At 71.6% G+C, this 22,305-nt stretch carries 19 protein-coding genes and 5 pseudogenes; 15 read left to right on the plus strand and 9 right to left on the minus strand.

Going from position 1 to position 22,305, the window contains the following annotated elements:
* Positions 1–9 precede the first annotated feature (9 nt).
* Entirely contained in the window at positions 10–1,617 is a 1,608-nt protein-coding gene (locus tag BT364_RS17965; RefSeq protein WP_072486188.1) for an AMP-binding protein, read from the minus strand.
* Entirely contained in the window at positions 1,614–3,290 is a 1,677-nt protein-coding gene (locus BT364_RS17970; protein ID WP_072486189.1) for an AMP-binding protein, read from the minus strand. Before BT364_RS17970 ends, BT364_RS17965 begins: the two co-directional genes overlap by 4 nt.
* Positions 3,291–3,414: 124 nt before the next feature.
* Between BT364_RS17970 and BT364_RS17975 the strand changes: the two genes are divergently transcribed.
* A complete protein-coding gene (locus BT364_RS17975) occupies positions 3,415–4,257 on the plus strand; it encodes a helix-turn-helix transcriptional regulator (protein WP_072486190.1) in 843 nt (280 codons plus the stop codon).
* 266 nt (positions 4,258–4,523) lie between these two features.
* On the opposite strand, the pseudogene BT364_RS43040 reads toward BT364_RS17975, so the two are convergent.
* Positions 4,524–4,799 (minus strand): annotated as a pseudogene (locus BT364_RS43040) (DNA glycosylase AlkZ-like family protein); the annotation flags it as partial.
* Between the two features lie 79 nt (positions 4,800–4,878).
* On the opposite strand from BT364_RS43040, the pseudogene BT364_RS17985 reads away from it, so the two are divergent.
* Positions 4,879–5,751 (plus strand): annotated as a pseudogene (locus BT364_RS17985) (DMT family transporter).
* Positions 5,752–5,879: 128 nt separating this feature from the next.
* Positions 5,880–6,305, plus strand: a complete 426-nt coding sequence (locus tag BT364_RS17990; protein ID WP_072486191.1) for a cold-shock protein — start codon at positions 5,880–5,882, stop codon at positions 6,303–6,305.
* A 47-nt stretch (positions 6,306–6,352) separates the two neighbouring features.
* On the opposite strand, the gene BT364_RS17995 is transcribed toward BT364_RS17990, so the two are convergent.
* Positions 6,353–6,583 (minus strand): DUF6296 family protein, encoded by a 231-nt coding sequence (locus BT364_RS17995; RefSeq protein ID WP_072486192.1) that lies wholly within the window; start codon positions 6,581–6,583, stop codon positions 6,353–6,355.
* 245 nt (positions 6,584–6,828) lie between these two features.
* On the opposite strand from BT364_RS17995, the gene BT364_RS18000 reads away from it, so the two are divergent.
* Positions 6,829–7,281 (plus strand): DUF5709 domain-containing protein, encoded by a 453-nt coding sequence (locus BT364_RS18000; RefSeq protein ID WP_072486193.1) that lies wholly within the window; start codon positions 6,829–6,831, stop codon positions 7,279–7,281.
* A 68-nt stretch (positions 7,282–7,349) separates the two neighbouring features.
* Positions 7,350–7,436: pseudogene (locus BT364_RS43045) on the plus strand (nuclear transport factor 2 family protein); the annotation flags it as partial.
* Between the two features lie 42 nt (positions 7,437–7,478).
* Here the strand turns inward: BT364_RS43045 and BT364_RS18005 are convergent.
* From BT364_RS18005 to BT364_RS18020, 4 genes and pseudogenes are all read right to left on the minus strand, one after another.
* Entirely contained in the window at positions 7,479–7,979 is a 501-nt protein-coding gene (locus tag BT364_RS18005) for an SRPBCC family protein (protein WP_072486194.1), read from the minus strand.
* 12 nt (positions 7,980–7,991) lie between these two features.
* Positions 7,992–8,313: pseudogene (locus BT364_RS43050) on the minus strand (alpha/beta fold hydrolase); the annotation flags it as partial.
* 32 nt (positions 8,314–8,345) lie between these two features.
* Positions 8,346–8,507, minus strand: a pseudogene (locus BT364_RS44215) (3-oxoacyl-ACP synthase); the annotation flags it as partial.
* The gene (locus BT364_RS18020; protein WP_072486196.1) at positions 8,504–8,737 is read right to left on the minus strand and encodes a phosphopantetheine-binding protein; all 234 of its coding nucleotides are present in this window, start codon (positions 8,735–8,737) and stop codon (positions 8,504–8,506) included. The gene BT364_RS18020 and the pseudogene BT364_RS44215, both read right to left, overlap by 4 nt.
* 226 nt (positions 8,738–8,963) lie before the next feature.
* Between BT364_RS18020 and BT364_RS18025 the strand changes: the two genes are divergently transcribed.
* The 9 genes from BT364_RS18025 to BT364_RS18065 all read left to right on the plus strand — a co-directional run bounded on the left by BT364_RS18025 (position 8,964) and on the right by BT364_RS18065 (position 20,297).
* Entirely contained in the window at positions 8,964–9,680 is a 717-nt protein-coding gene (locus BT364_RS18025; protein ID WP_072486268.1) for a nitroreductase family protein, read from the plus strand.
* Between the two features lie 217 nt (positions 9,681–9,897).
* Positions 9,898–11,451 carry a peptidoglycan recognition protein family protein gene (locus BT364_RS18030; protein ID WP_072486197.1) on the plus strand — a complete coding sequence of 518 codons (1,554 nt, stop codon included), beginning with the start codon at positions 9,898–9,900 and terminating at the stop codon, positions 11,449–11,451.
* Positions 11,452–11,728: 277 nt separating this feature from the next.
* Positions 11,729–13,180 carry an MFS transporter gene (locus tag BT364_RS18035; protein ID WP_072486198.1) on the plus strand — a complete coding sequence of 484 codons (1,452 nt, stop codon included), beginning with the start codon at positions 11,729–11,731 and terminating at the stop codon, positions 13,178–13,180.
* A 92-nt stretch (positions 13,181–13,272) separates the two neighbouring features.
* Positions 13,273–14,844 (plus strand): FGGY family carbohydrate kinase, encoded by a 1,572-nt coding sequence (locus tag BT364_RS18040; RefSeq protein ID WP_072486199.1) that lies wholly within the window; start codon positions 13,273–13,275, stop codon positions 14,842–14,844.
* A 74-nt stretch (positions 14,845–14,918) separates the two neighbouring features.
* Positions 14,919–16,592 carry a glycerol-3-phosphate dehydrogenase/oxidase gene (locus BT364_RS18045; RefSeq protein ID WP_072486200.1) on the plus strand — a complete coding sequence of 558 codons (1,674 nt, stop codon included), beginning with the start codon at positions 14,919–14,921 and terminating at the stop codon, positions 16,590–16,592.
* The gene (locus BT364_RS18050) at positions 16,589–18,142 is read left to right on the plus strand and encodes an FAD-binding oxidoreductase (protein ID WP_072486201.1); all 1,554 of its coding nucleotides are present in this window, start codon (positions 16,589–16,591) and stop codon (positions 18,140–18,142) included. Before BT364_RS18045 ends, BT364_RS18050 begins: the two co-directional genes overlap by 4 nt.
* 51 nt (positions 18,143–18,193) lie before the next feature.
* Entirely contained in the window at positions 18,194–18,853 is a 660-nt protein-coding gene (locus BT364_RS18055) for a glycerol-3-phosphate responsive antiterminator (RefSeq protein WP_072486202.1), read from the plus strand.
* A gap of 5 nt (positions 18,854–18,858) precedes the next feature.
* Positions 18,859–19,161, plus strand: coding sequence for a putative quinol monooxygenase (locus tag BT364_RS18060; RefSeq protein WP_072486203.1), 303 nt, complete (start codon positions 18,859–18,861; stop codon positions 19,159–19,161).
* Positions 19,158–20,297 (plus strand): zinc-binding dehydrogenase, encoded by a 1,140-nt coding sequence (locus tag BT364_RS18065; RefSeq protein WP_072486204.1) that lies wholly within the window; start codon positions 19,158–19,160, stop codon positions 20,295–20,297. Before BT364_RS18060 ends, BT364_RS18065 begins: the two co-directional genes overlap by 4 nt.
* Positions 20,298–20,365: 68 nt before the next feature.
* On the opposite strand, the gene BT364_RS18070 is transcribed toward BT364_RS18065, so the two are convergent.
* Positions 20,366–20,797 carry a nuclear transport factor 2 family protein gene (locus tag BT364_RS18070; protein ID WP_072486205.1) on the minus strand — a complete coding sequence of 144 codons (432 nt, stop codon included), beginning with the start codon at positions 20,795–20,797 and terminating at the stop codon, positions 20,366–20,368.
* A 359-nt stretch (positions 20,798–21,156) separates the two neighbouring features.
* Between BT364_RS18070 and BT364_RS18080 the strand changes: the two genes are divergently transcribed.
* Complete coding sequence (locus BT364_RS18080; RefSeq protein WP_072486206.1) at positions 21,157–22,203, plus strand: hypothetical protein; 1,047 nt, start codon at positions 21,157–21,159, stop codon at positions 22,201–22,203.
* Positions 22,204–22,305 lie beyond the last annotated feature (102 nt).

A 22,305-nucleotide genomic window follows, 5' to 3' on the forward strand; every position in this document is an offset into this window, starting at 1 on the left:
GATCCGGTCCTACTGCCCGTAGCCCTCCCGCAGTTCGATCTTCCTGACCTTCCCGCTGACCGTCATCGGGAAGGCCTCCAGGATCCGCAGCTGCCGGGGGATCTTGTAGTGCGCCAGCTGCTCGCGGCAGAAGGCCGTCACCTCGTCCAGGGTCGGCGGGTCCGCCGGGTCCCTCGGGATGACACAGGCCAGGATCTCCTCGCCGTAGGTGTCGTCCGGTACGCCCACCACCTGCACATCGGCGATCTTCGGGTGGCCGTAGAGGAATTCCTCGATCTCCCGCGGATAGACGTTCTCGCCACCGCGGATGATCATGTCCTTGATCCGGCCGACTATCTGGACATAGCCGTCCCCGCGCATCACCGCGAGGTCGCCGGTGTGCATCCAGCGGCCTGCGTCGACGACTTCGGCGGTCCGCTCGGGCTGCTCCCAGTAGCCGAGCATCACGCTGTAGCCACGGGTGCGGAGTTCGCCCGGCACACCGCGCTCCAGGGTCACCCCGGTCACCGGGTCGACGACCTTGACCTCGATGTGCGGCATCACGCGGCCGACGGTGCCGGTGCGGCGCTCCAGGTCGTCGTCGCGGCGGGTCTGGGTGGAGACCGGTGAGGTCTCCGTCATGCCGTAGCAGATGGACACCTCGTCCATGTGCATCTCGGCGACGACCCGCTTCATCACCTCGACCGGGCAGGGCGATCCGGCCATGATGCCGGTGCGCAACGAGGAGAGGTCGTACGAGGCGAAGTCGGGGAGGTTCAGCTCCGCGATGAACATGGTGGGGACGCCGTAGAGCGAGGTGCAGCGTTCCTGCTGCACGGCGGCGAGCACGGCGGCGGCCTCGAAGGCGGGGGCCGGGATCACGATGCAGGCGCCGTGCGAGGTGGCACCCAGGTTCCCCATGACCATGCCGAAGCAGTGGTAGAAGGGGACGGGCAGACAGATCCGGTCCTGTTCCGTGTAGGCGACCTGCTCCCCCACGAAGTACCCGTTGTTGAGGATGTTGTGGTGGGAGAGGGTGGCGCCCTTGGGGAAGCCGGTGGTGCCGGAGGTGTACTGGATGTTGATCGGATCGTCGCAGGACAACTCGGCTTCCCGCGCGGCGAGCTGCTCCTGCGTCACGGATCCGGCCACGGACAGCAGTTCGTCCCAGGACGGGTCGCCGATGTAGTGCACGGCGCGCAGCGCGGGGCAGTCGGCGCGGACCTGGCCGACCAGGGCGCGGTAGTCGCTGGTGCGGTGCGAGAGCGAGGAGACCAGGAGCGAGATCCCGGCCTGCGTCAGTACGTACTCCAGCTCGTGCGCCCGGTACGCCGGGTTGATGTTGACCATGATGGCGCCGATGCGGGCGGTGGCGTACTGCACGAGCACCCACTCCGGGCAGTTGACCGCCCAGATGCCGACCCGGTCCCCCTTGGCCACGCCCGAGGCCATCAGGGCGCGGGCCAGCTCGTCGACCGCCGCGCCGAATTGGGCGTAGGTCCAGCGCCGCCCCGACGCGACGTCCACGAGCGCCTCCCGGTCGCCGAACGCCTCGATCGCGCGGTCCAGATTGCGTCCGATGGTGTCGCCGAGCAGCGCCGTGGTGCCGGTGCCGTGCGCGTAGGAGAGCTCGCTCATCGCAGATCACCCTCGTCGTACTCGGTGCCGGTGCCCTGGGCCGTGCGCTCGCGCAGTTCGATGCGGCGGATCTTTCCGGAGACGGTCTTGGGCAGCTCGGCGAACTCCAGCTTGCGCACCCGCTTGTACGGGGCGAGGACCGACCGGGAGTGCTCGAACAGCACCTTCGCCGTGTCCGGGCCGGGCTCCCAGCCCTCCGCGAGCACGATGTACGCCTTGGGGACGGCGAGCCGGACGGGGTCGGGGGCGGGAACGACGGCGGCCTCGGCGACCGCCTCGTGCTCCAGCAGGGCGCTCTCCAGTTCGAAGGGGCTGATCTTGTAATCGCTCGCCTTGAAGACGTCGTCCGCGCGCCCGACGTAGGTGATGTAGCCGTCCGCGTCGCGCGAACCGATGTCGCCGGTGCGGTAGTAGCCGCCCGCCATGGCCTCGGCCGTGCGGTCCGGGTCGCCGTGGTAGCCGGTCATCAGGCCGACCGGGCGGCCGGACAGATCGAGGGAGATCTCGCCCTCGGCCGCACCGGGCTCACCGGTGACCGGGTCCAGGAGCTCGACCTTGAAGCCGGGGCTGGGCCGCCCCATCGAACCGGCCTTCAGCAGCTGGCCCGGGGTGTTGGCGACCTGGACGGCGGTCTCGGTCTGGCCGAAGCCGTCCCGGATGGTGACGCCCCAGGTGCGCCGCACCGTCTCGATGACCTCGGGGTTCAGCGGTTCACCGGCCGCGACGACCTCGCGCGGCGGGGTCTTCAGCTGGGAGAGGTCGGCCTGGATCAGCATCCGCCAGACGGTGGGCGGGGCACAGAAGCTGGTGACGCCCGAGCGGTCCATCTCGGCCATCAGCCGGCCCGCGTCGAAGCGGGTGTAGTTGAAGATGAAGACGGTCGCCTCGGCGCTCCAGGGCGCGAAGAGGTTCGACCAGGCGTGCTTGGCCCAGCCGGGCGAGGAGATGTTGAGGTGGACGTCCCCGGGCTTGAGGCCGATCCAGTACATCGTCGACAAGTGGCCCACGGGGTACGAGACATGGGTGTGCTCGACGAGCTTGGGGCTGGCGGTCGTGCCGGAGGTGAAGTAGAGCATCAGCGGCTCGTCGGCGTCGGTCTCCCGGTCTGCCCCGAAGGTCTCCGGCTGCTCGTCGGCCCCGGCGTACGACAGCCAGCCGGGCACGTCCGCGCCGACGGCGAACCGGGAGTAGCCGCCGGGCACCTCGTCGAACTTCGCGGCGTCGGTGTCCCGGACCAGGACGTGCCCGACCCGGCCGCGCTCCACCCGGTCGCGCAGGTCGACCGGGCCGAGCAGCGGGGTGGCGGGGATGACCACGGCGCGCAGCTTCATCGCGGCGAGTGCGGTCTCCCACAGCTCGACCTGGTTGCCGAGCATGACAAGGATGCGGTCCCCGGCGCGCACGCCCTGGGCGCGCAGCCAGTTCGCGGCCTGGTTGGACCGGGCGGACATCCGGGCGAAGGACACCTCGGTGCGGCCGCCGTCCTCCTCCACGATGTGCAGGGCGGTGCGGTCATTGTTCTCCGCGATGACGTCGAACCAGTCGAGCGCCCAGTTGAAATGGTCGGTCCTGGGCCAGCTGAAGCCCTCGTAGGCCGCGTGGTAGTCCTCGCGGTGCTTCAGCAGAAAGTCCCGGGCGGCCCGGAACGTTTCCGTCGCGCTGGTTGCCGACATGTGCCCTCCTCATTGCGGACCGGACCGGTCGCTTAACATCATGTAAACAGTGACCCAGGTCTCACCACCCCCGAACGGGGGTGACCCTCGGCCACCCCTGGAGCCGGGCAGGAAAGGCGTCAGCGTGCCGGAATCCTTCGATGCGGTCGAGATGCAGACAGCGCTGCTGCGGCTGCGCCGGACCAGTGGGCTGCCGGTGGCCTTCGGCGGGCTGCTCGCCGACGCCCGTCATGCCCGGATCGCCGAGCTGAACGGGGCGCAGACCGCCGCCCTGCGCGGGCTCGTCATCTCGGCGGGCAGCGGGCTCGGCGGCAAGGCGATCGCGCTGTCCCGGCCGTGCGCGGTGACCGACTACCACTCCTCGCGCCACATCAGCCACGAGTACGACCTGGCGGTCGCGGCGGAGGGCCTGCGCTCGGTGGTCGCGGTCCCCGTCGTGGTGCGGCGCAAGGTGCGCGGGGTGCTGTACGGGGCGCTGCGTGAGCCGATCACCCTCGGGGACCGTACGTTCGACGCGGCGGTCGCCGCCGCCCGCGATGTGGAGCAGGCCCTGGTGGTGCGGGACGAGGTGCAGCAGCTGCTGGCGGTGACCCGGGAGCAGGTCACGGATCCGAGGGCGGCCCCGGGGGCGTGGGAGGACGTCCGCGAGGCCCACCGCGAGCTGCGGGCCCTGGTCCCGAAAGTCGTCGACCCGGCGTTGCGGGACGAGTTGCTCGCGGTGTGCGGGCGGCTCGCCTCGGCGGCCGGGACCCGCTCGCCGAAGCCCTGCGAGGTGCAGCTGGCACCGCGCGAGCTGGATGTGCTGGCCTGCGTGGCGGCGGGGGCGACGAACGCGGTGGCGGCGGAACGGCTCGGGGTGCGGCCGGAGACGGTGAAGGGCTATCTGCGTTCGGCGATGCGCAAGCTGGGGGCGCACACCCGTCTGGAGGCCGTGGTGGCGGCCCGGCGCGCGGGGCTGCTGCCGTAGGGCTCCTTGCTCACTCCGCGAAGTCGGTGAAGGCTCACTGCCCGAAATCGACGAAGGCCGCGAACCGGATGTCGTGGCCGTCGGTGCCGCCCACTGCCGTCCTCATGACCGAGAGCATCCGTACGGCCTCCTCCGTGACCGCGTCGCGCTCCGCCCGGCCGAGCCTGCCGAGGGCTGCACGGTGAGCGACGCCGCCCCGGGACCCGGGTGTCCGGCGCCGTCGCCCAGCCGCCGGACCGCCGCGAGGAACCCGTCGGCTCGACGAACAGCTCCTCGCGGATCTCCTTGGGCGTACGGGGCCGCTCCTCGACGAATGTCCTGCTCACCGACCTGAGCCGGTCGAGGTCCACCCCGGCCGGCCCCTCGTGGAAGATGTCGAGCTCCCGGTCGCGCGCCGCCTGGACGAGCGGGCGCAGGGCGAGCGCGTCGGCGGCGGTGTGCATATGGATGGTGGACCGCAACGTGACGATACGGACCACCTCACGGGACTCCATCAGCCCGGCGAGCTCCGCCGGGTCGAAGCCGTCGAGGCGGGCGCAGAGCAGGCCGGTCCGTACGCCTCGCCGTGCCGCCGTGGCGCGGGACCCGGGATCGCGGGGCGCCCGCCCGCATCATGGGCCGGTGGTCAGTGTCCTGTTCGCCGTCCTCACCGCGCTCAGCAATGGCACCGCGTCCGTGCTCCAGCGCCGTGCCGCCCGCACCGTCCCCGACAGCAAGGCGATGCACCTGTCACTGATCGGGCATCTGCTGCGCCGGCGGCTGTGGCTCGCCGGGATCGGCCTGGTGGTGGTCGCGGCCGTCTGTCAGGCCGTGGCGCTGGCCACCGGACCGATCGCCGTGGTCCAGCCGATCTTTGTCATCGAGCTGCCCGCCACGCTGCTGATGGCGGCGTTCGTGATGCGTGTACGGCTGCCCCGGCGGGTCTGGTACGGGGTGGTGGCCGTGACCCTCGGGCTGGCCCTGGGCATGACCTCGGCGGCCCCGGCGGCGGCAGCACCTCCGTGCAGGGGGCGGCCTGGGTCCCCGCGCTGATCCTGACCGGACTCTTCGAGGCCGCGCTGATCGGCGCGGCCCTGAAGAGTCGCGGCAACACCCGGGGCACGCGGCTCGGCCTCGCCGCCGCGTGCGGGTACGCCCTGACGGCGGCGCTTGAAGGACGCCATGGCACGGCTCGAAGGGGGCGGCGGAGCGGTGGCGCTGCTGACGTCCTGGCAGCTGTACGCCACCGCGGCGGCCGGGGTGGGCGCCCTGTTCCTGCTCCAGAACGCACTCCAGGCGGGCACGCTGGTCGCCGTCCAGCCGATGCTGACCCTCGGGGACGCGCTGATCAGCGTGGCGTACGGGGTGACGCTGTTCGGCGAGGAGCTGCGTACCGGCTGGTGGGTGCTGCCCGAGCTGGTCGCCCTCGCCCTGATCGCGGCCGGCTGCGTGGAACTGGCCCGTTCCCCGCTGGCGGCCGGGAACCCGGCCCCGCCCGCGCGCCGGGTCAGGTGAGCCGGCCCGGTCCGGGACGGGGCGATTGCCCCTGACCGGGTCGCGCCGCCCTGCGCTCGACGCTATTCTCCGGTCGAGCCATGTGTGGCGTACGGGCAAGGGGCCCGGTTCTTTTTCTGGGGGTCGGTGTGGTTTCTGGTCGTGTGGTGCGGTTCGACGGAGCTCGGGGATACGGCTTCATCGCGCCCGAACACGGGGGTGAGGACGTCTTCCTCCATGTGAACGACATGCTGATCCCCGAGTCCTACGTACACACGGGTACGGCGGTCGAGTTCGAGATCGAGGACGGTGACCGCGGGCTGAAGGCGTCGTCGGTACGGCTCGCCGAGGGGCCCGACGGGAAGCCGCTGACCCCGCCGAGGATCTCGGGCATCAGCGTTTCCGGAGCACCTGACGACGACACCCTGTGCGATGTGCTCAGCGCGGACGAGTACACCAGGGACGTGACCGACGTGCTGCTGGAGTCCGCACCGTCGCTGACGGGTGCTCAGATCCTCCAGATCCGGCGCGGGCTGCTGCAGTTCGCCAAGAACCACGGCTGGACCGAGGGCTGACGGCCCAGGGTGTGTCCTTGAGGTTCCGGGGCCGGGCCGTCCGCCGTTCAGCCGCTCGGCTCCCGTACCACCAGCGGGGTGCCGAGCACCTGGTGCCCGCCGCTGGCCAGCATGCGCACCTCGCCCCGGTCGCTGATCTCCGCGCGCACGATTCCGGTCTCGTCCTCGTAGATCGGGTAGCCGCCGGCTCCCGACTGTTCCGTGCGCCGGACGGTCACCGTGTCGTCCTCCACGGCGGACGCCTGAAATACCAACTGGTAGCTCTCCGGGTAATCCATGGCCGTTCTCCGATGCGGAGGGGGCAGGGCATGTTCCTCCCGCACCTTCCATGGTCCCTCCGACCGGCCCTCGGCGCCCGAGCAGCGGCCCACGGCTGCGGGCTCATGCCCGGGCCACTTATCCTGAATCCATACGGGCGGTTCAACCGCACTCGGGTGCATACCGCATGAATGGCCCCCTTTTCTCCCGAGCCGTGTGCACGGCATGCACGCCCGGGATCCCCGAAGCCGGGAAGGGACACACCATGATGGATGCCGACAGGGGAGACGATGTCTACCAGCCCCAGCAGCCGGAGGCCTCGGACCTCGCCGAGCAGCTCGACGTCGAGGACACCCTGGACAACCGGGGGCTGACCGACGCACTCGACGAGGGCTACTCCCCGCCCGAGCGCCCATGGGCGGTGGAGGACCGGGGCACCACGGCCGCCGAACAGCACGACGGCGAGTCGCTGGACGGCCGGCTGGCCCGTGAACTCCCCGACTCGCCCGACGGGGACGGCGATGGCGTGGGGGATCTGCCCGGCGGTGACGGCGAGCTCTGGGACGCGGAGGTCGGTACGGTACGCGCCGGCCGGCTCACCCGGCAGCTGGACATCGACGAGCCGGACACCATGGCGGGCGAGGACGTCGGGATCGACGGGGCCGGCGCATCCGCCGAGGAGGCGGCCATGCATGTGGTGTCGGACGGCCAGGTCTGAGACGACGGCCCCCGGCACCGCTCGCACGGCCCCCGCACGAACCGCGCGCCCCTCTCGGACCATGACTTCTCGCCGGGTCGGACGTGGCCACCCTCGCCGAGGCCGGACGCATCTCCTCGGTCAGCGGCTTCCTCGACCGGGTCCCCGGTGCCTGAAGGTCCGCCGGGATGCCTGGGGCGGGCCCGGCACCACCCGCCTCAGGCCGGCTCGTCAAGGAACTTGCCGCCCTCCAGAAGGGTCTTGAGCGTCGAGAGGATCGCCACCCAGCCGCCGCTGACGCCCTCCAGCATCCTGCTGTCGGGGCTGTCGAACCCGTCATGGGTGAGCGTCAGCTTGATCCCCAGCTCGGGTTCCTCGGCCGGCTCGATGTCGAAGGCGACCTTCGACCGCTCCTGGACGGCCCTGTCCCACTCCTCGTCCGAGGCGAAGTCGAACATCTGGCGGTGCATGGGCTGGAGGGTGTGCCAGGTGTACGAGAGCCGCTTGCCGGGTTCCGCCTCCAGGACCCGCTGGCCGACCTCCTCGAACTCACCGTCCGGGTCCATCTTCCAGCGGACCGGTGCGCCGGGTTCCCAGGTCGAATCGGGGCCGTAACCGCCCATGTAGATCTTGATGAGCTCGGGGTCGGTCAGCGCGTGGTAGAGCTTCTCGGCGCTGGTCTGGATGTAGAGGGCGTAGACGAACTCGGACTTGTCCATGACGGTTCCTTCCTACGGGGTGTCGGCGAAGTCCACTCCGGCCGGCGACCGTGACGCCCGTGACTGCGCCGGGAGTGCCGACAGTCCGGGCGCCGGCTCCAGCGGGCGGTCGGTGAAGAACCGGGCCGCGAGGTCCGCGACGTCGTCCGGGCGCTCCAGGACGACCCAGTGGTCGGACTCCCCGATCGTGAGGAATCTGCTTCCCGTCGATCGTGGCGGCGAACGCCCGCTGCCGCTCGGGCGAGGTCACCGTGTCGTGCTCGCCCGCGAAGACCAGCGCCGGCACGCCGGTCGGTCCGCCGGAGGAATCCGGCCGGTGGCACAGCGCCCGATGCCGGGCGGCAGCGGGTCCGCGCCACCCGTGCCGGGCAGGCCGTGGAGTTCGGGCCGGTGCGGGACCGACGGCGCGGTCGACACCTCACAGACCGTGCGCCAGCTCGCTTCGGCACCGATGCCCGCGGCGGTGACCATGCCGATCCCGGTGACGGCGGCGGCGAACGGCTCGGGGCGGTACGGGAGGCCCGTCACGCGGCGGCCTTGCGGTGCACCGCGTCGACGAGCCGGCCGACGGTGTCCCGCGAGCTCAGCTGGACGTCGTCCGGATCGACGCCCATCCGGTCCTCGATGAGCAGCCGCAGTTCCTCCAACGCCAGTGCGTCGAGGCGGAGATGACGGAGCGACACCTCGGGCCGGATGGCGAGCGGATCAGTGCCGAAGTCCGCCATCGGCAAGGTGTTGATCTCATCTGCCGTGCTCATGCGGCGCTCCTGCGCTCTCGTACGCGGTGACGCCCTGCCGCGTGAGGTGTGAGTGCCATCGGGGGACGCCGGCCGGCCCGGAAGAACCATATATACGCCTTCGCGAAGGTGATTCCGATCCGCGTTCCCCCGTGCGGTGGGTGGACGTCCAGGTGTGCGAATTCAGTGGTGCGCGGCGGTCGACGGGCCTCCCGCCGCCGATGACCGGCCCGTACACTCCGCGATCATGACGATCGACATGACCCACGCCGACGGGCCCGCGCTCTTCCCGACGATGTCCACCATGCGCGCGATGCGCCGCCTGAAGCCGGAACCGGTGCCGGACGAGACGCTGGAGCAGCTCATACAGGCCGCCGTCTGGGGTCCCAGCGGCGGCAACATGCAGTGTTACGAGTACGTGGTGGTGACCGACCGCGAGGTGATGGCGCGTCTGGCGCCGTTGTGGAAGCGGTGCGTGGACGCCTACCTGGCGACGACCGGGAAGTACGCGCCCAAGGGCATGGACGACGCGGCGTACGGCCGGATGGTCGCCGCGATCGAGTACCAGCGCGACCGCTTCGCCGACACTCCGGCACTGATCGTGCCCTGCTACCGGTTCCCGGAGCCGCGCCTGGACGAGGAGGGGCTGCTGGCCTCCGCGCGGGCGCTCGGCCCGGCCGCGACCGAGCGCATGATGAACACCCAGGCGCGCTTCCAGGCGCTCGCCGAGGGCTCCTGCGTCTACCCCGGCGCACAGAACATCCTGCTCGCCGCACGGGCCCTGGGGCTCGCGGCGAACATCACCATCTGGCACCTGATGCTGGAGCAGGAGTGGAAGGAAGCCCTCGGCATCCCCGAGGACATGCACACCTATGCCGCCATTCCGGTCGGGTGGCCGCTGGGCAACTTCGGCCCGGTGCGGCGCCGCCCGGTGGCGGACGTCATCCACCGCGACCGCTGGTAGCCCCGGGGCCCGCCGACGGCCCGTCCGTCCACCGGGCGGGCCCCACGTCTCGCGCCTCAACTCCATTGGAGTGAACGGGAGTTCGACACGCCACGGAAGTGATTGTCATGCCCCGGACGGATGAATACGCTGAGCGGGCTTCGCGGCCCCCGGGCCCACCCCACTCGGGCCCGGGGGCCGTTCTTCTCTCTCCACCCCCCACCGAGCAGGAGCAGGTATGCCCAGCCGCGCCGCCGCCCACACAAAGGGCCGCGCATCCGTCCTGGCGGCCCTCACCGCCACCGTCCTCACCGTGACCGGCTCGCCGGCCCTCGCCGCCGCGGACGGCGGCCACCCGATGAACCGGGCGTTCGCGCGGGCCGCCGCGGAGTTCGACGTGCCGCGCGATCTGCTCGCCGCCGTCGGTTACGGCGAGACCCGGCTCGACGATCACTCCGGGCGCCCCAGCCAGGCGGGCGGCTACGGCGTGATGCATCTGGTCAGCAACCCCACGAACCGGTCCCTGGAACAGGCGGCGGCCCTCACCGGCAAGCCCCTCGCCGAGCTCCGCACCGACACCGCGGCCAACATCCTGGGCGGCGCCGCGGTGCTGCGCAGCTACGCGGACAAGCTCGGCCTCGACGCCCGCGACCGCGACGACATCGACGCCTGGTACCCGGCCGTCGCCCGGTACGGCGGCACGCAGGGGCCGGCCGCGGCCTTCTACGCCGACACCGTCTACACCTTCCTGGCCGACGGGCTGAAGGCAGTCGGCCCCGGCGGCGAGCGGATCTCGGTGACGAGCCGTCCGGTCTCCCCGCACAAGGGGGCGCTCTCCGCCACCGGCGTACGCACCCAGAGCCCGGACTACCCCTCGGCGCTGTGGGTCCCGGCCAACCCGAACAATTACGCGACGGGCCGCTCGGCGAAGATCAACAAGGTGATCGTCCATGTCACGCAGGGCTCGTACGCGGGCTCCATCAGCTGGTTCCAGAACCCGGCCTCGGCGGTGAGCGCCCATTACGTGGTGCGCTCCTCCGACGGCAAGATCACCCAGATGGTGCGCGACAGAGACACCGCGTACCACGCGAAAAGCGCCAACGCCTCGGCGCTCGGCATCGAGCACGAGGGGTTCATCGACGACCCGTCCTGGTTCACGGAATCGATGTACCGGTCGTCGGCGGCACTGACCAAGTACCTGTGCGACCGCTACGGGATCCCGAAGGACCGGGCGCACATCATCGGGCACAGCGAGGCACCGGGCAACGACCACACCGACCCGGGGCCCTACTGGGACTGGACCCGCTACATGCAGCTGGTCGGCGGAAACACCGGCGGCGGCAACAGCGCCGACGGGCTGAGCTTCACCTCGTACGCGACCCAGCAGAGCGGCTCGACGGGCGCCCAGGTCAAGGCGGTCCAGCAACTGCTGAACGAGCAGGGCTACTCCGCGGGCGCGGTGGACGGCAGCTTCGGCCCGGCCACGAGGACCGCGGTGACGGCATACCAGGCGGCGCGCGGACTGGGTGCCGACGGCGTGGTGGGGGCCAGGACCTGGACCGCGCTGCTGTCGGCCGGCGCGACGCCGAGCCTCCAGCAGGGCACATCGGGCGACGGGGTGAAGCGGCTCCAGCGCTCGCTGACCGCGGCGCTCGGCTCGACGGTCGGAATCGACGGCAGCTTCGGCCCGGCGACGGTGACCGCGGTGCGCGGCTACCAGACGAGCCGGGGGCTGACGGCCGACGGCATCGTGGGGCCGGACACCTGGGCGGCGCTGCAGACGGGTCGCTGACGAGCCGTCCCCACGAGCGGGGCGGGGCGCGTGCGGACCGCACCGCCCCGCTCCCGGGGGCCATGTCACGTTCAGGTAACCTGCCGGAAACCCTTGACGTTTCTCCTGGCGCGTTCTTAACCTCACTGCGTAGTTCGCATTCCTTGCAGTTCACGTGCTGCGGCGCTTTCCGCAGTGTTTTGACAGGCACAGACATAGACCACCTGTCGGTGGTTTCGTCATGCCTGTTTTTTTGTGCTCCCCGTGCCGCCGATGGGTCTTCCTCGAAGGCGGATTCATGGCACAACGTCCGAGCGTCAAAGGCGTCGCCGACGTCGTTGCGCTCATCGATGGGCTGGGAAAGATCACCGGCCGGGCGCAGGTCATCTGGCTTCTCGTGTTCGGCGGGCTGTTTCTCGACGCCTATTCGAACGCCGCGCTGAGCGCCGGTCTGGGGCCGATGACGTCCCAGATGGAGCTCACCAGCACCCAGGTCTCGATCCTCACGGCCACCGCTCCGGCCCTGGCGATCATCTTCAACCCGGTCGGCGGCTGGCTGGCCACCCGGATCGGCCGCGTTCCCCCACTGCTCATCGCCAAGGTGTTCGCCATCGCGGGCGCCCTGCTGGCCGCCTTCGCCGGTGATTTCACCGTCGTCTGGCTCGGCCGGGTCCTGGTGGGCGTCGCGTACGGCATCGACTTCGCCGTGGCCATGGCGCTGCTCGCCGAGTACACCCCCGCGAAGCTGGGCGGCCGGCTGAACCTGTGGCAGGCCGTCTGGTACGTCGCCACCACCAGCAACCTCGCGCTCGCCCTGGTCTTCTTCAACCTGGACGTCGGCGCGGACATCTGGCGCTGGTCGGTCGGCTCGGCCGCGGTCGTGGCCGGCGCCCTGCTCCTGGGCCAGTGGCTGATGCTGCGGGAGAGCCCCACCTGGCTGGCGAGCAAGGGCCGGCTGGACGAGGCCGTCGTCAACCTGGAGAAGATCTACCGGATCGAGGCCGTCGCCGGGAAGCCCGACGAGGCGACCCGCGCCGCCACCGAGGCGCCCGCCATCGGCTTCCGCCAGGCCGGGCTGCTCTTCAAGGGCGAGTACCTGCCGCGCACGGTCCTCTCCTCGGTCATCTCGCTCGGGCAGTCGATGCAGTACTTCGCGGTCGGCTGGTACCTCCCGCTGATCAGCCTGACGATCTTCGGCGAGAGCTTCGAGAAGGCGACGATCGGCTCGATGGCCTTCAACGCCTTCGGTATCGCGGGCGGGCTCCTCTCCGCCTACTTCGGCCGCCGGCTGGGACTGCGGCTCAGCTCCGCCGCCGGCTTCGCCGGTGTCTTCGTGGCGCTGCTCGCGATGGGGCTGACCTTCGAGAAGGTGCCCACGGCCGTGGCGTTCCTGCTGCCGGTGCTGTTCATCCTCTGTCACTCCGCGGGCCCCGGCGCCAACGGCAAGTCCATCGCCGCGCTCTCGTACAGCAGCGACGTCCGGGCGCTGGGCACCGGTGTCACCGGGATGGTCGGCAGCTTCGGCAGTGTCGTCGGGCTGTACGTCTTCCCGCAGATCAAGGACTCGCTGGGGCTCGCCGACACCTTCCTGGTGCTCTCCGTCGTGCCGCTGCTCGGCCTGATCACCTGCCTGGCGATCAAGTGGGACCCGACGAAGGCCGCCTCCCCCGACGAGGTCGCCGGTCAGGACCGGGCCGCCGCCGCACAGACGGGTCCGTCGGAATCCGCGGAGTCCCTGACCGCGCGCTGACCGGCCGCCGGGCCTGTCGCACCACACGATGGTCCCCTCCCCTCTCTCCCTCCGCACAGCTCGCTCGCGATGCTCGCAATGAAAGGGCTGCAATGACGCAGACGCCCCCCGGCGCCGCCCCACGGCGCGGTGTGCTGTCCATCGACGAGGGCACCACCGGCACCCGGGCCGGAGTCGTCCTCGACTCCGGCGCCGCCCACGAGGTGTTCTACCGGTCGATCAAGGTCAGCCATCCGGACGACCTCTCGGTCGAGCAGGACCCGATGGAGATCTGGACCGCCACCGTCGAGGTGGCGCGCCGGGCCGTCGGCCGGGCCCGCGAGGAGGGCATCGAGATCACCGCGGTGGCGCTCTCCACCCAGCGGGCGACCGCGATGTTGTGGGACCGGGTGACCGGGCGGCCGCTGCTGCCCGCGGTGGTGTGGCAGGACCGGCGGTACGCGGCCGAGCTCACCGCGTACGAGACGGGGTGGGACGCCGCCCTGCTGGCCCGCCAGGGCCGGCCGGTCGGCGCCCGCGCTCCGTTCCTCTGGGCCGCCCGGCAGATCGCCGCGCACCCGGAGGCGGCCGCCGCGCACCGCGAGGGACGGCTGCTCTTCGGCACCGTCGACACCTGGCTGATCTGGCGGCTCACCGGCGGCGCCGTACACGCCACGACGCCGACGAACGCCGCCTCCACCGGCGGATATCTGCTGGAGCGGCACGCCTGGGATGAGGAGTGGATCGGCCACCTCGGCTTCCCCCTCGACCTGCTCCCGGAGCTCCGCTCCGACGACGCCGGATTCGGTACGACCGACCCGGCGGCCCTCGGGATCGCCGTCCCGCTGGCCGCCTCCATGGGCGACCAGCACGCCGCACTCGTCGCGCTCGGCGGCCTCGCCGCCGGGCAGGGCATGTGCGTGTACGGGACCGGCGCCTTCGTCGACGCGGCGACCGGCACCACGCCCGCCCTGCCCCGGCCGGACATCTCCGGGGTGCTCGCCCAGCCCGGCCGGCGGCAGGGCGACATCAGCCACTACAGCCTGGAGGCGTACACCTCCACGGCGGGTTCGGCGCTGCGCTGGCTCTGCGACGACCTGGGCCTGTTCGCATCGCCGAAGGAGCTCGGTGAGGAGGCGGGCCGGGTCCCCACCCGGCCGGGCCGCACCCCGCGTTTCGTCCCGGCGCTCGCCGGGGTCCGTACGCCGGTCTGGCACCCGGAGGCCACCGCCTCCCTCACCGGGCTCACCCTCGCCACCACCCGCGCCGATCTCGCCCGCGCCGTCCTCGACGGGATCGCGCACTCGGTGTGCGACCTGATCGACGGGGTCGCCGACACCATGGGCACACCGTTCACCCGGCTCCGGGTCGGCGGCGGTGTCTCCGGCAGCGACCCGCTGATGCGGATCCAGGCCGATCTGACCGGTCTGCCGCTGGAACGGGTATCCGACTCCGCCACCGCCAGCCTGCGGGGCACCGCGTATCTCGCCGGTGTCGCCCAGGGCCTGTGGTCCTCGCTCGAAGAGGTCGTCGAGGCACAGCCGCTCGGCCGGATCTTCGAGCCCTCGATCACGGCGGCCGAGCGCACCGCGCAGCGGTCCGCCTGGCGCGACGTGCTCATCGCCCACCTGAACGACCCCGCCCTGCTCCCCCTGCGGGCCCCTGAACCTCCCACCCCCCACTGACGGCCCCCCGACCGTCACCCGGCGGCCGGTACCGACCACGCGGCCGCCGCACCGAAACACCAGGAGTTGATGTTGTGATCACCATGCCCGCCCGGAAGCCGCGGCGCAGCGCCGCGGCGACCCGCCGAACGCCCCTGCTGCTCGACCGGGCAGCCCTCAAGCGCCGGCTGGCCGACGACGCGTACGACGTACTCGTCATAGGCGGCGGCATCACCGGGGCGTACGCCGTGCTCGACGCGGCCTCGCGCGGGCTGCGCGCGGCGCTGGTCGAGAAGGACGACTTCGCCTCCGGTACGTCGTCGAAGTCCTCGAAGATGGTGCACGGCGGCCTGCGCTACATCGAGCAGGGCAACGTCAACCTGGTCCGCCACTCGCTCCTGGAGCGGCACCGCTTCCGCAAGAACGCCCCGCACCTGGTGCACCGACTGCCGTTCCTCTTCCCGATCCTGGAGAAGGAGGGAATCTTCGACGCCCGCCTCGCCAAGGGCTTCGAGGGGCTGCTGTGGACGTACGACCTGGTCGGCGGCTGGCGGATCGGCAAGCTGCACCAGCGGCTCACCGTCCCCGAGGTCCTCGCGCAGGCGCCGACGCTGCGCGCGGAGAACCTCAAGGGCGGGCTGATGTACTTCGACGCCCGTACCGATGACGCCCGGCTCGTGCTGACCATCGTCCGGACCGCCGCGGCGCTCGGTGCGACGATCCTCAACGGTGCCCGGGCCGAGGGTCTGCTGATGCAGACGGGCAAGGTGGCCGGTGCCCGGGTCTCGGCGGACGGCGACACCCTCGACATCCGGGCGCGGGCCGTCGTCAACGCCACCGGCGTATGGACCGACGAGCTCGACGCGAAGGCGGACGACGGCCACAAGCCGCAGGTCAGGCCCGCCAAGGGCGTCCACATCGTGGTGCCGTGGGACAAGGTGCGGATCAACTGCACGGTCACCGTGCCGATCCCCGGCCGGGCTCGCCGCGCGACCTGCACCCGCTGGGGCAACAGCGTCGTGCTCGGCACCACCGACGAGGACTACCAGGGCTCCCCCGACGATGTGCACTGCACCCGGGAGGAGATGGACTTCCTGCTGGAGGGCGCCAACACCGCCTTCGAGGGGAAGCTCACCCCGGACGACGTGGTCGGCTCCATCGGCGGTCTGCGCCCGCTGGTCGGCGGCAAGGAGGGCGCGACCCTCGACATGCGCCGCGACCACCACATCACCGTCGGCCGCACCGGCATGGTGACGGTGACCGGCGGCAAGCTGACCACCAGCCGGCACATGGGCGAACTCGTCATCGACAAGGTGATGACCGTCCTCGGCCGCAAGGGGAAGAGCCGCACCTCCGACCTCCCGCTGCTCGGCGGCGCCGGTTACGACGCCGAGGCCGTCGCGGCCTCCGGCGGCATCGCCGCGCACCTCGGCGAGCGCTTCGGCACCGAGGCCCGGTTCGTCGGCGACCTGATCCAGGACGACCCGGCGCTGGCCGAGCCGATCGTCGCGGGACTCCCTCACACCAAGGCCGAGGTCGTCTACGCGGCCCGCGCCGAACTGGCCCGCTCGGTCGACGACGTGCTCTCCCGCCGGATGCGCGCCCGGCTGTTCGCCCGGGACGCGTCCGTCGACGCCGCCGGGGCCGTGGGCGCGATCCTCGGCCAGGAACTGAACCTCACTCAGGCCGAGGTGGAGCGTTCGGTCTCCGAGTACCTCGCAGCCGTCCGTCACGAAAAGTCCGTACTCCTCGAAGGGGCAGCAGCATGATCAGCCGTCAGACCATCACCCACCCGTTCAACCGGGGCAACTACACGATCGGCGCCCCCAGCTTCGCCAAGTGGGCGCAGAGCACCCCGATCGGGGACGGCGAGGCCGCCCTCCAGGTGAACCCGGTCGAGGTGCCCGAGACCGTGATCGAGGCGCTGCGCGAGGCCGCGCACGCGGTGCACACCGCCCGCGAGGAGGTCGTCACCCGGACCCGTGACTGGTGGGCCGGCTCGATGATCGGCGAGACCGAGGGCCGTCCCGCGACGCCGGACGCCGTGATCGTCGAGGCGGCCGACGCCGACCAGGTCGCGGCCGTGCTGCGGATCTGTCACGAGGCCGGCATCCCGGTCACCCCGTCCGCCGGCCGCTCCAATGTCACCGGCGCGGCGCTCCCCGTCTTCGGCGGAGTCGTCCTGGATGTCTGCGGACTGAACCGGATCACCGGCTTCGACGCCGAGTCCAACATCGTGGACGTCCAGGCCGGCATGTTCGGCGACCTCTTCGAGAAGCAGCTCCAGGAGGAGTACGGCGTCACCACCGGCCACTGGCCGTCCGCGTTCGCCGTCTCGACGGTCGGCGGCTGGATCGCCTGCCGCGGCGCCGGTCAGCTCTCCACCCGGTACGGCAAGATCGAGGACATGGTCGTCGGCGTGGACGTGGTGCACGCCGACGGCACCCGGGCCACGTACGGCGACTACGCGCGCGCCGCGGTCGGCCCGGACCTGCGCCAGCTGTTCGTCGGCTCCGAGGGCACCCTCGGTGTCATCGTCTCGGCCCGGCTGCGGGTCCACCCGCTGCCGGAGTACGCCAACGCCGTGGCGTACGGCTTCAAGACCTTCGCGGAGGGCCTGGACGCCTGCCGCAGGATCATGCAGCGCGGTGCGACCCCGGCCGTGCTTCGCCTGTACGACACCCTGGAGTCGGGCACCCACTTCGGCCACCCGGAGACCAACCTGCTGCTCGTCGCCGACGAGGGCGACCCGGCCATCGTCGACGCCTCGATCAAGGTGGCGGCCGAGGTCTGCGAGGAGTACGGCCCCGAGCTGGACAGCAAGGCGGTCTTCGAGCGCTGGCTCGACGAGCGGATGCTGGTCGGCAAGTCCGCCGACGGTTTCAAGCCCGGCCCCGGCTTCGTCGCCGACACCCTGGAGATGGCCGCGTCCTGGACCGACCTCCCGGTGATCTACGACGAGGTGGTCGCCGCGATCCAGTCGGTGCCCGGCACCCTGGCGGCCTCGGCCCACCAGTCCCACGCGTACACCGACGGTGCCTGCGTCTACTTCTCGCTGCGCGGCGACGTGGCTCCCGAGTCGCGCCGCGACTGGTACCGCTCGGTGTGGGACGCCGCCAACGCCGTACTGATCAAGCACGCCGCGGCGCTCAGCCACCACCACGGCTGCGGTCTGCTGCGCGGCCCCTACCTGGAGGAATCCCTCGGGGCGGGCTTCGCGACCTTCGTCGCGGTGAAGAAGGCCCTGGACCCGGCCGGCATTCTCAACCCTGGCAAACTGGGCCTTCCCAGCCGATTCGGTACGTCTCCGCTGAGCTGACGCCAGGCCTCAGCAGCCACGAACCCCTCCCTCCCCAGGCAGGCCCTTGCCATGACCCCTTCCCCCTCCCGGTCCGGTGCCCCGCTCGACCCCCGGCTCACCGCGGCGTTCGCCGAGGTGCCGGTCGTCGCGTCGGTCGTCGGCACCCAGCCGCTGCGGCAGTTCCTGACCGCGCCGGCCAAGGTGTGCATCCTCGCCTCGTTCGCGGTGGGGCAGCTGCCCCAGGTCGTGCCGGCGCTGGGCCGGGCGGGGAAGACCGTGTTCGTGAACGTGGACAGCAGCCCCGGTCTGGCTCAGGACCGGGGCGCGCTGGAGTTCATCAAGAACATGGGCGCGCACGGCGTGGTCAGCACCCGGCTCTCCCTCATAGAGAAGGGCCGCCCGCTCGGCCTGCTGACGATGATGAAGGTGTTCGTCACCGACCGGTCCAATCTGCGCCGCTCCACGGACGCGATCTCGCGCGGGGCGCCGGACCTGGTCGAGATCATGCCCGCCCCGATCATCGGACGGATGAGCGCGCAGGCACAGCGCGCCATGTCCCCGTCGGTGGCCGCGGGCTTCGTGGAGAGCCCCGCGGACGTCGCGCTGGCGCTGGCCCTCGGGTCGGCCGCCGCCGCCACGTCCGACCCCCGCCTCTGGAATCTGCGCCGGGACCAGCTGCCGCCGGTCCCGCCCGCCGCCCTGAAGAGGCCCGCCCCACCCCAGGAGTAACCCCCATGACGTATGTGGTCGTAGCCCGCTACCGCACCAGGGCCGGTGAGGAGAACACCGTCCTGCCCCTGCTCGACACGATGGCCGCCGCCTCCCGCGAGGAGCCCGGCAACCTCGCCTACCGGGTCCACCAGGGCACCGAGGACCCGCGCGCGATCGTGCTGTACGAGGAGTACGCCTCCGAGGCCGACTTCACCGCGCACTGCGCCACCCCGCACTTCCAGGAGATCGTGCTCGGCAAGGTCGTGCCGCTGCTGGAGAGCCGGGACGTGCTGCGCTGCGCCCCGCGTGCGGAGGTGGCGGCGTGAAGACCCGCGCGGTGGTGCTGCGCGGGACATCGACGGCCCGCCCGTACTCCGACACCCGTCCGGTCGAGGTGGAGGAGCTGGAGCTGGGCGCCCCGCGCGAGGGCGAGGTGCTGGTCCGGATCGCGGCCGCCTCGCTCTGCCACTCGGACCTCTCGGTGGTCAACGGCGACCGGGTCCGCCCGCTGCCGATGGCGCTGGGCCACGAGGCGGTGGGCGTCGTCCAGGACACCGGACCGGGCGTCGGCCGGGTCTCCCCCGGCGACCACGTGGCGCTGGTCTTCGTGCCGAGCTGCGGTTTCTGCGGCGACTGCGCGGCAGGTCGGCCGGCCCTGTGCGCACAGGCCGCGGCGGCCAACGGTTCGGGGGCGCTGCTGCACGGCCCGTCGCTGCTGACCGACGCCGCCGGTAACCCGGTCCACCACCAGTTGGGTGTCTCCGCGTTCTCCGAACACGCGGTGCTGGCCCAGGAGTCGGTGGTCCCGATCCCCAAGGACGTCCCGTTCACCGTGGCGTCGATGTTCGGCTGCGCGGTGCTGACGGGCGCGGGCGCGGTGATCAACACGGCGGCCCTGCGTCCGGGGCAGTCGACGGTGGTCTACGGCCTGGGCGGGGTGGGCCTCTCCGCGGTGCTGGGCGCCCGCGCCGCGGGGGCGTATCCGATCATCGCGGTCGACCCGGTCCAGGAGAAGCGCGAACTGGCCCTCCGGCTGGGTGCGACGCACGCCTACGCCCCCGATGAAGCCGCGCGGCAGATCCGTGAACTCACCTCCGGCGGAGCCGAGTCGGCGGTGGAGGCGGTGGGCAGCCCGAAGGTGATGGCGCAGTGTCTGTCGGCCGTGGCGCGGGGCGGCAAGGTCGTCTCGGTGGGCCTGCCCGCGCCGGACCGGGTGCTGGAGGTGCCGGCCCTGGCCTTCGCGGGCGAGGGCAAGTCGCTGCTGGGCTCGTACATGGGTGACGCGGTGCCGCGCCGCGACATCCCGAGGTTCCTGGACCTGTGGCGGGCGGGCCTGATGCCGGTGGAGCAGATGCACACGGGCACGCTGCCGCTGAGCGACATCAACGTGGCGATGGAGGAGCTGGCTTCGGGCCGGGCGATCCGTCAGGTCATCGACACCTCGGGGATGCTGAGCGCCTGACGCCGGAGCCGTGGCCCGGTCGGCGGCGCCCCCTGCTTGTCCGAGGGGGCGCCGTCGACCGTCGGCCATCAGCTGTCCGCCTCCTCGGTCTCCGGTGCGGCCGCGGGCGAGAAGTGCAGGATGATCTTGCGTCGGCTGATGCGCCATCCCCGCTCGCCGCGCACGATCACATCCTCGTAGGTCACGCTTCCGCACTCGCCGTCCGGGCCGGCGCCGATCCCCTTGGACCGCCCGTGCACCCGGCCTTCCCCGGCCTCGGTGAGGACGATGTTGGTGACATGGTGGCCGACGGGCGCACCCGGCTTGCCCGCCCGCGCCCGTGCCATGTCCCGGAAGGCGGCCAGCCCGTGCAGCTCTCCGTGCCCGAGGTTCGAGGTTTCGTAGACGATGTCTTCGGTGAACAGCTCGTCCAGCCGGTCCATTTCGTCGTTGTCGACCAAGTGCCCGTGCAGGGCGAGCAGTTCGGAGATGTCCAGACGGTCCTCGACACTGAGCGTCATCGCCGGTCCTTTCGTGAGATCTCGCGATGGTGCGGCAGTTATACGGGGAGAGCTCCCCGTACGACCCGGCACAGCACCGGTCACACACCGTCGAGGCCCGGGGAGTTCATCCCGCTGGAGCAACCGCGCGACGGTCGTAGCGAAGCAGCACGACCCCGTTGTCGGTCTAGGCCGAGCCGCATGAAGGTCGCGGCGAGATCGGCGCCCCCGAGACACAGGTCCCCGCCGGGCTGCGCCTTCAGCGCCCACAGCACGGCACAGCGCGACGCGACGCGACGCGGCAGGACCGGCATACGGTGATTCCATCGAGCGGCATCGCTGCGGCCGGTGCGTCCCCACGGCCCGGAAAGAGGTTCAGCATGAGAGTCGGTACGGCCCGTTCGGCCGCGGTCCAGTGGGTCACCGAGCATGCCCGGCCCGATCCCGGTTTCCGCGGTGCCTATTTCAGCGGCTCCACGGTGGGCCTGCCGGACGACGCCGAGCTGTCCCCGTTCTCGGACGTGGACGTGGTGGTCGTCACCGCCGCACCGGGCCCGCCGGCCGGGCCCGGCAAGTTCCGCTTCCGGGGTGCGCTGCTGGAGGTCAGCCATCTGTCGTGGGACGAACTCGCCTCGGCGGACGGGGTGCTCTCCTCGTACCATCTGGCGGGGAGCTTCCGCCGCGACACGGTCATCGACGACCCGACGGGCAGGCTGCGCGAACTGCGGGCGGATGTGTCGCGCCGGTTCGCCGAGCGGTGCTGGGTGCGCCGCAGATGCCTGGACGCCGAGCGCCGGATCGAGACCCGCCTCGCCGCCTTCGACGCCTCGGCGCCGTTCCACGAACAGGTGGTGTCCTGGCTGTTCCCGACCGGGGTGACCACCCACGTCCTGCTGGTCGCCGCCCTGCGCAACCCCACGGTCCGGCTCCGGTATCCGGCGGCGCGCGAAGTCCTCGACGCGTACGGGCAGGCGCAGCTGTACCCGGAGCTGCTGGAACTGCTCGGGTGCGCACGGCTGTCCGCACCCAGGGCGGGGCACCACCTGGACGAGCTGGCCCGCACCTTCGACGCCGCCGCCGAGGTCTCCCGTACACCGTTCTTCTTCAGCGGCGACATCACCGCCGGGGCACGGCCGGTCGCCATCGACGGCAGCCGGCACCTCATCGAGCGGGGCGACCACCGCGAAGCGGTGTTCTGGATCATCGCGACCTTCGCGCGATGCCACACCGTGCTGGCCGCGGACGCCCCCGAACTGCACCGCGCACGGCTCCCGGCCTTCCGGGAGGCCGTCGCCGATCTCGGCATCACGTCCACCGAGGACCTTCTGCGCCGGGGCGAGGAGGTCATCGCCTTCCTCCCCGAACTCCGGCGGACCGCCGGACGGATCCTGGCGGCCAACACCGGCATCACCGGCACCACCGGATGACGCGGGCGGCGGACACCGGCGATGTCACACCCCACACCGTTTCCCTCCCGGCCGCCGCGATGCCGAACTCCCCCTCCACCCACGCCAGTCGCCCTGATACCT

Source organism: Streptomyces atratus (assembly GCF_900119365.1).
In the GTDB taxonomy this organism is placed as follows: domain Bacteria; phylum Actinomycetota; class Actinomycetes; order Streptomycetales; family Streptomycetaceae; genus Streptomyces; species Streptomyces atratus_B.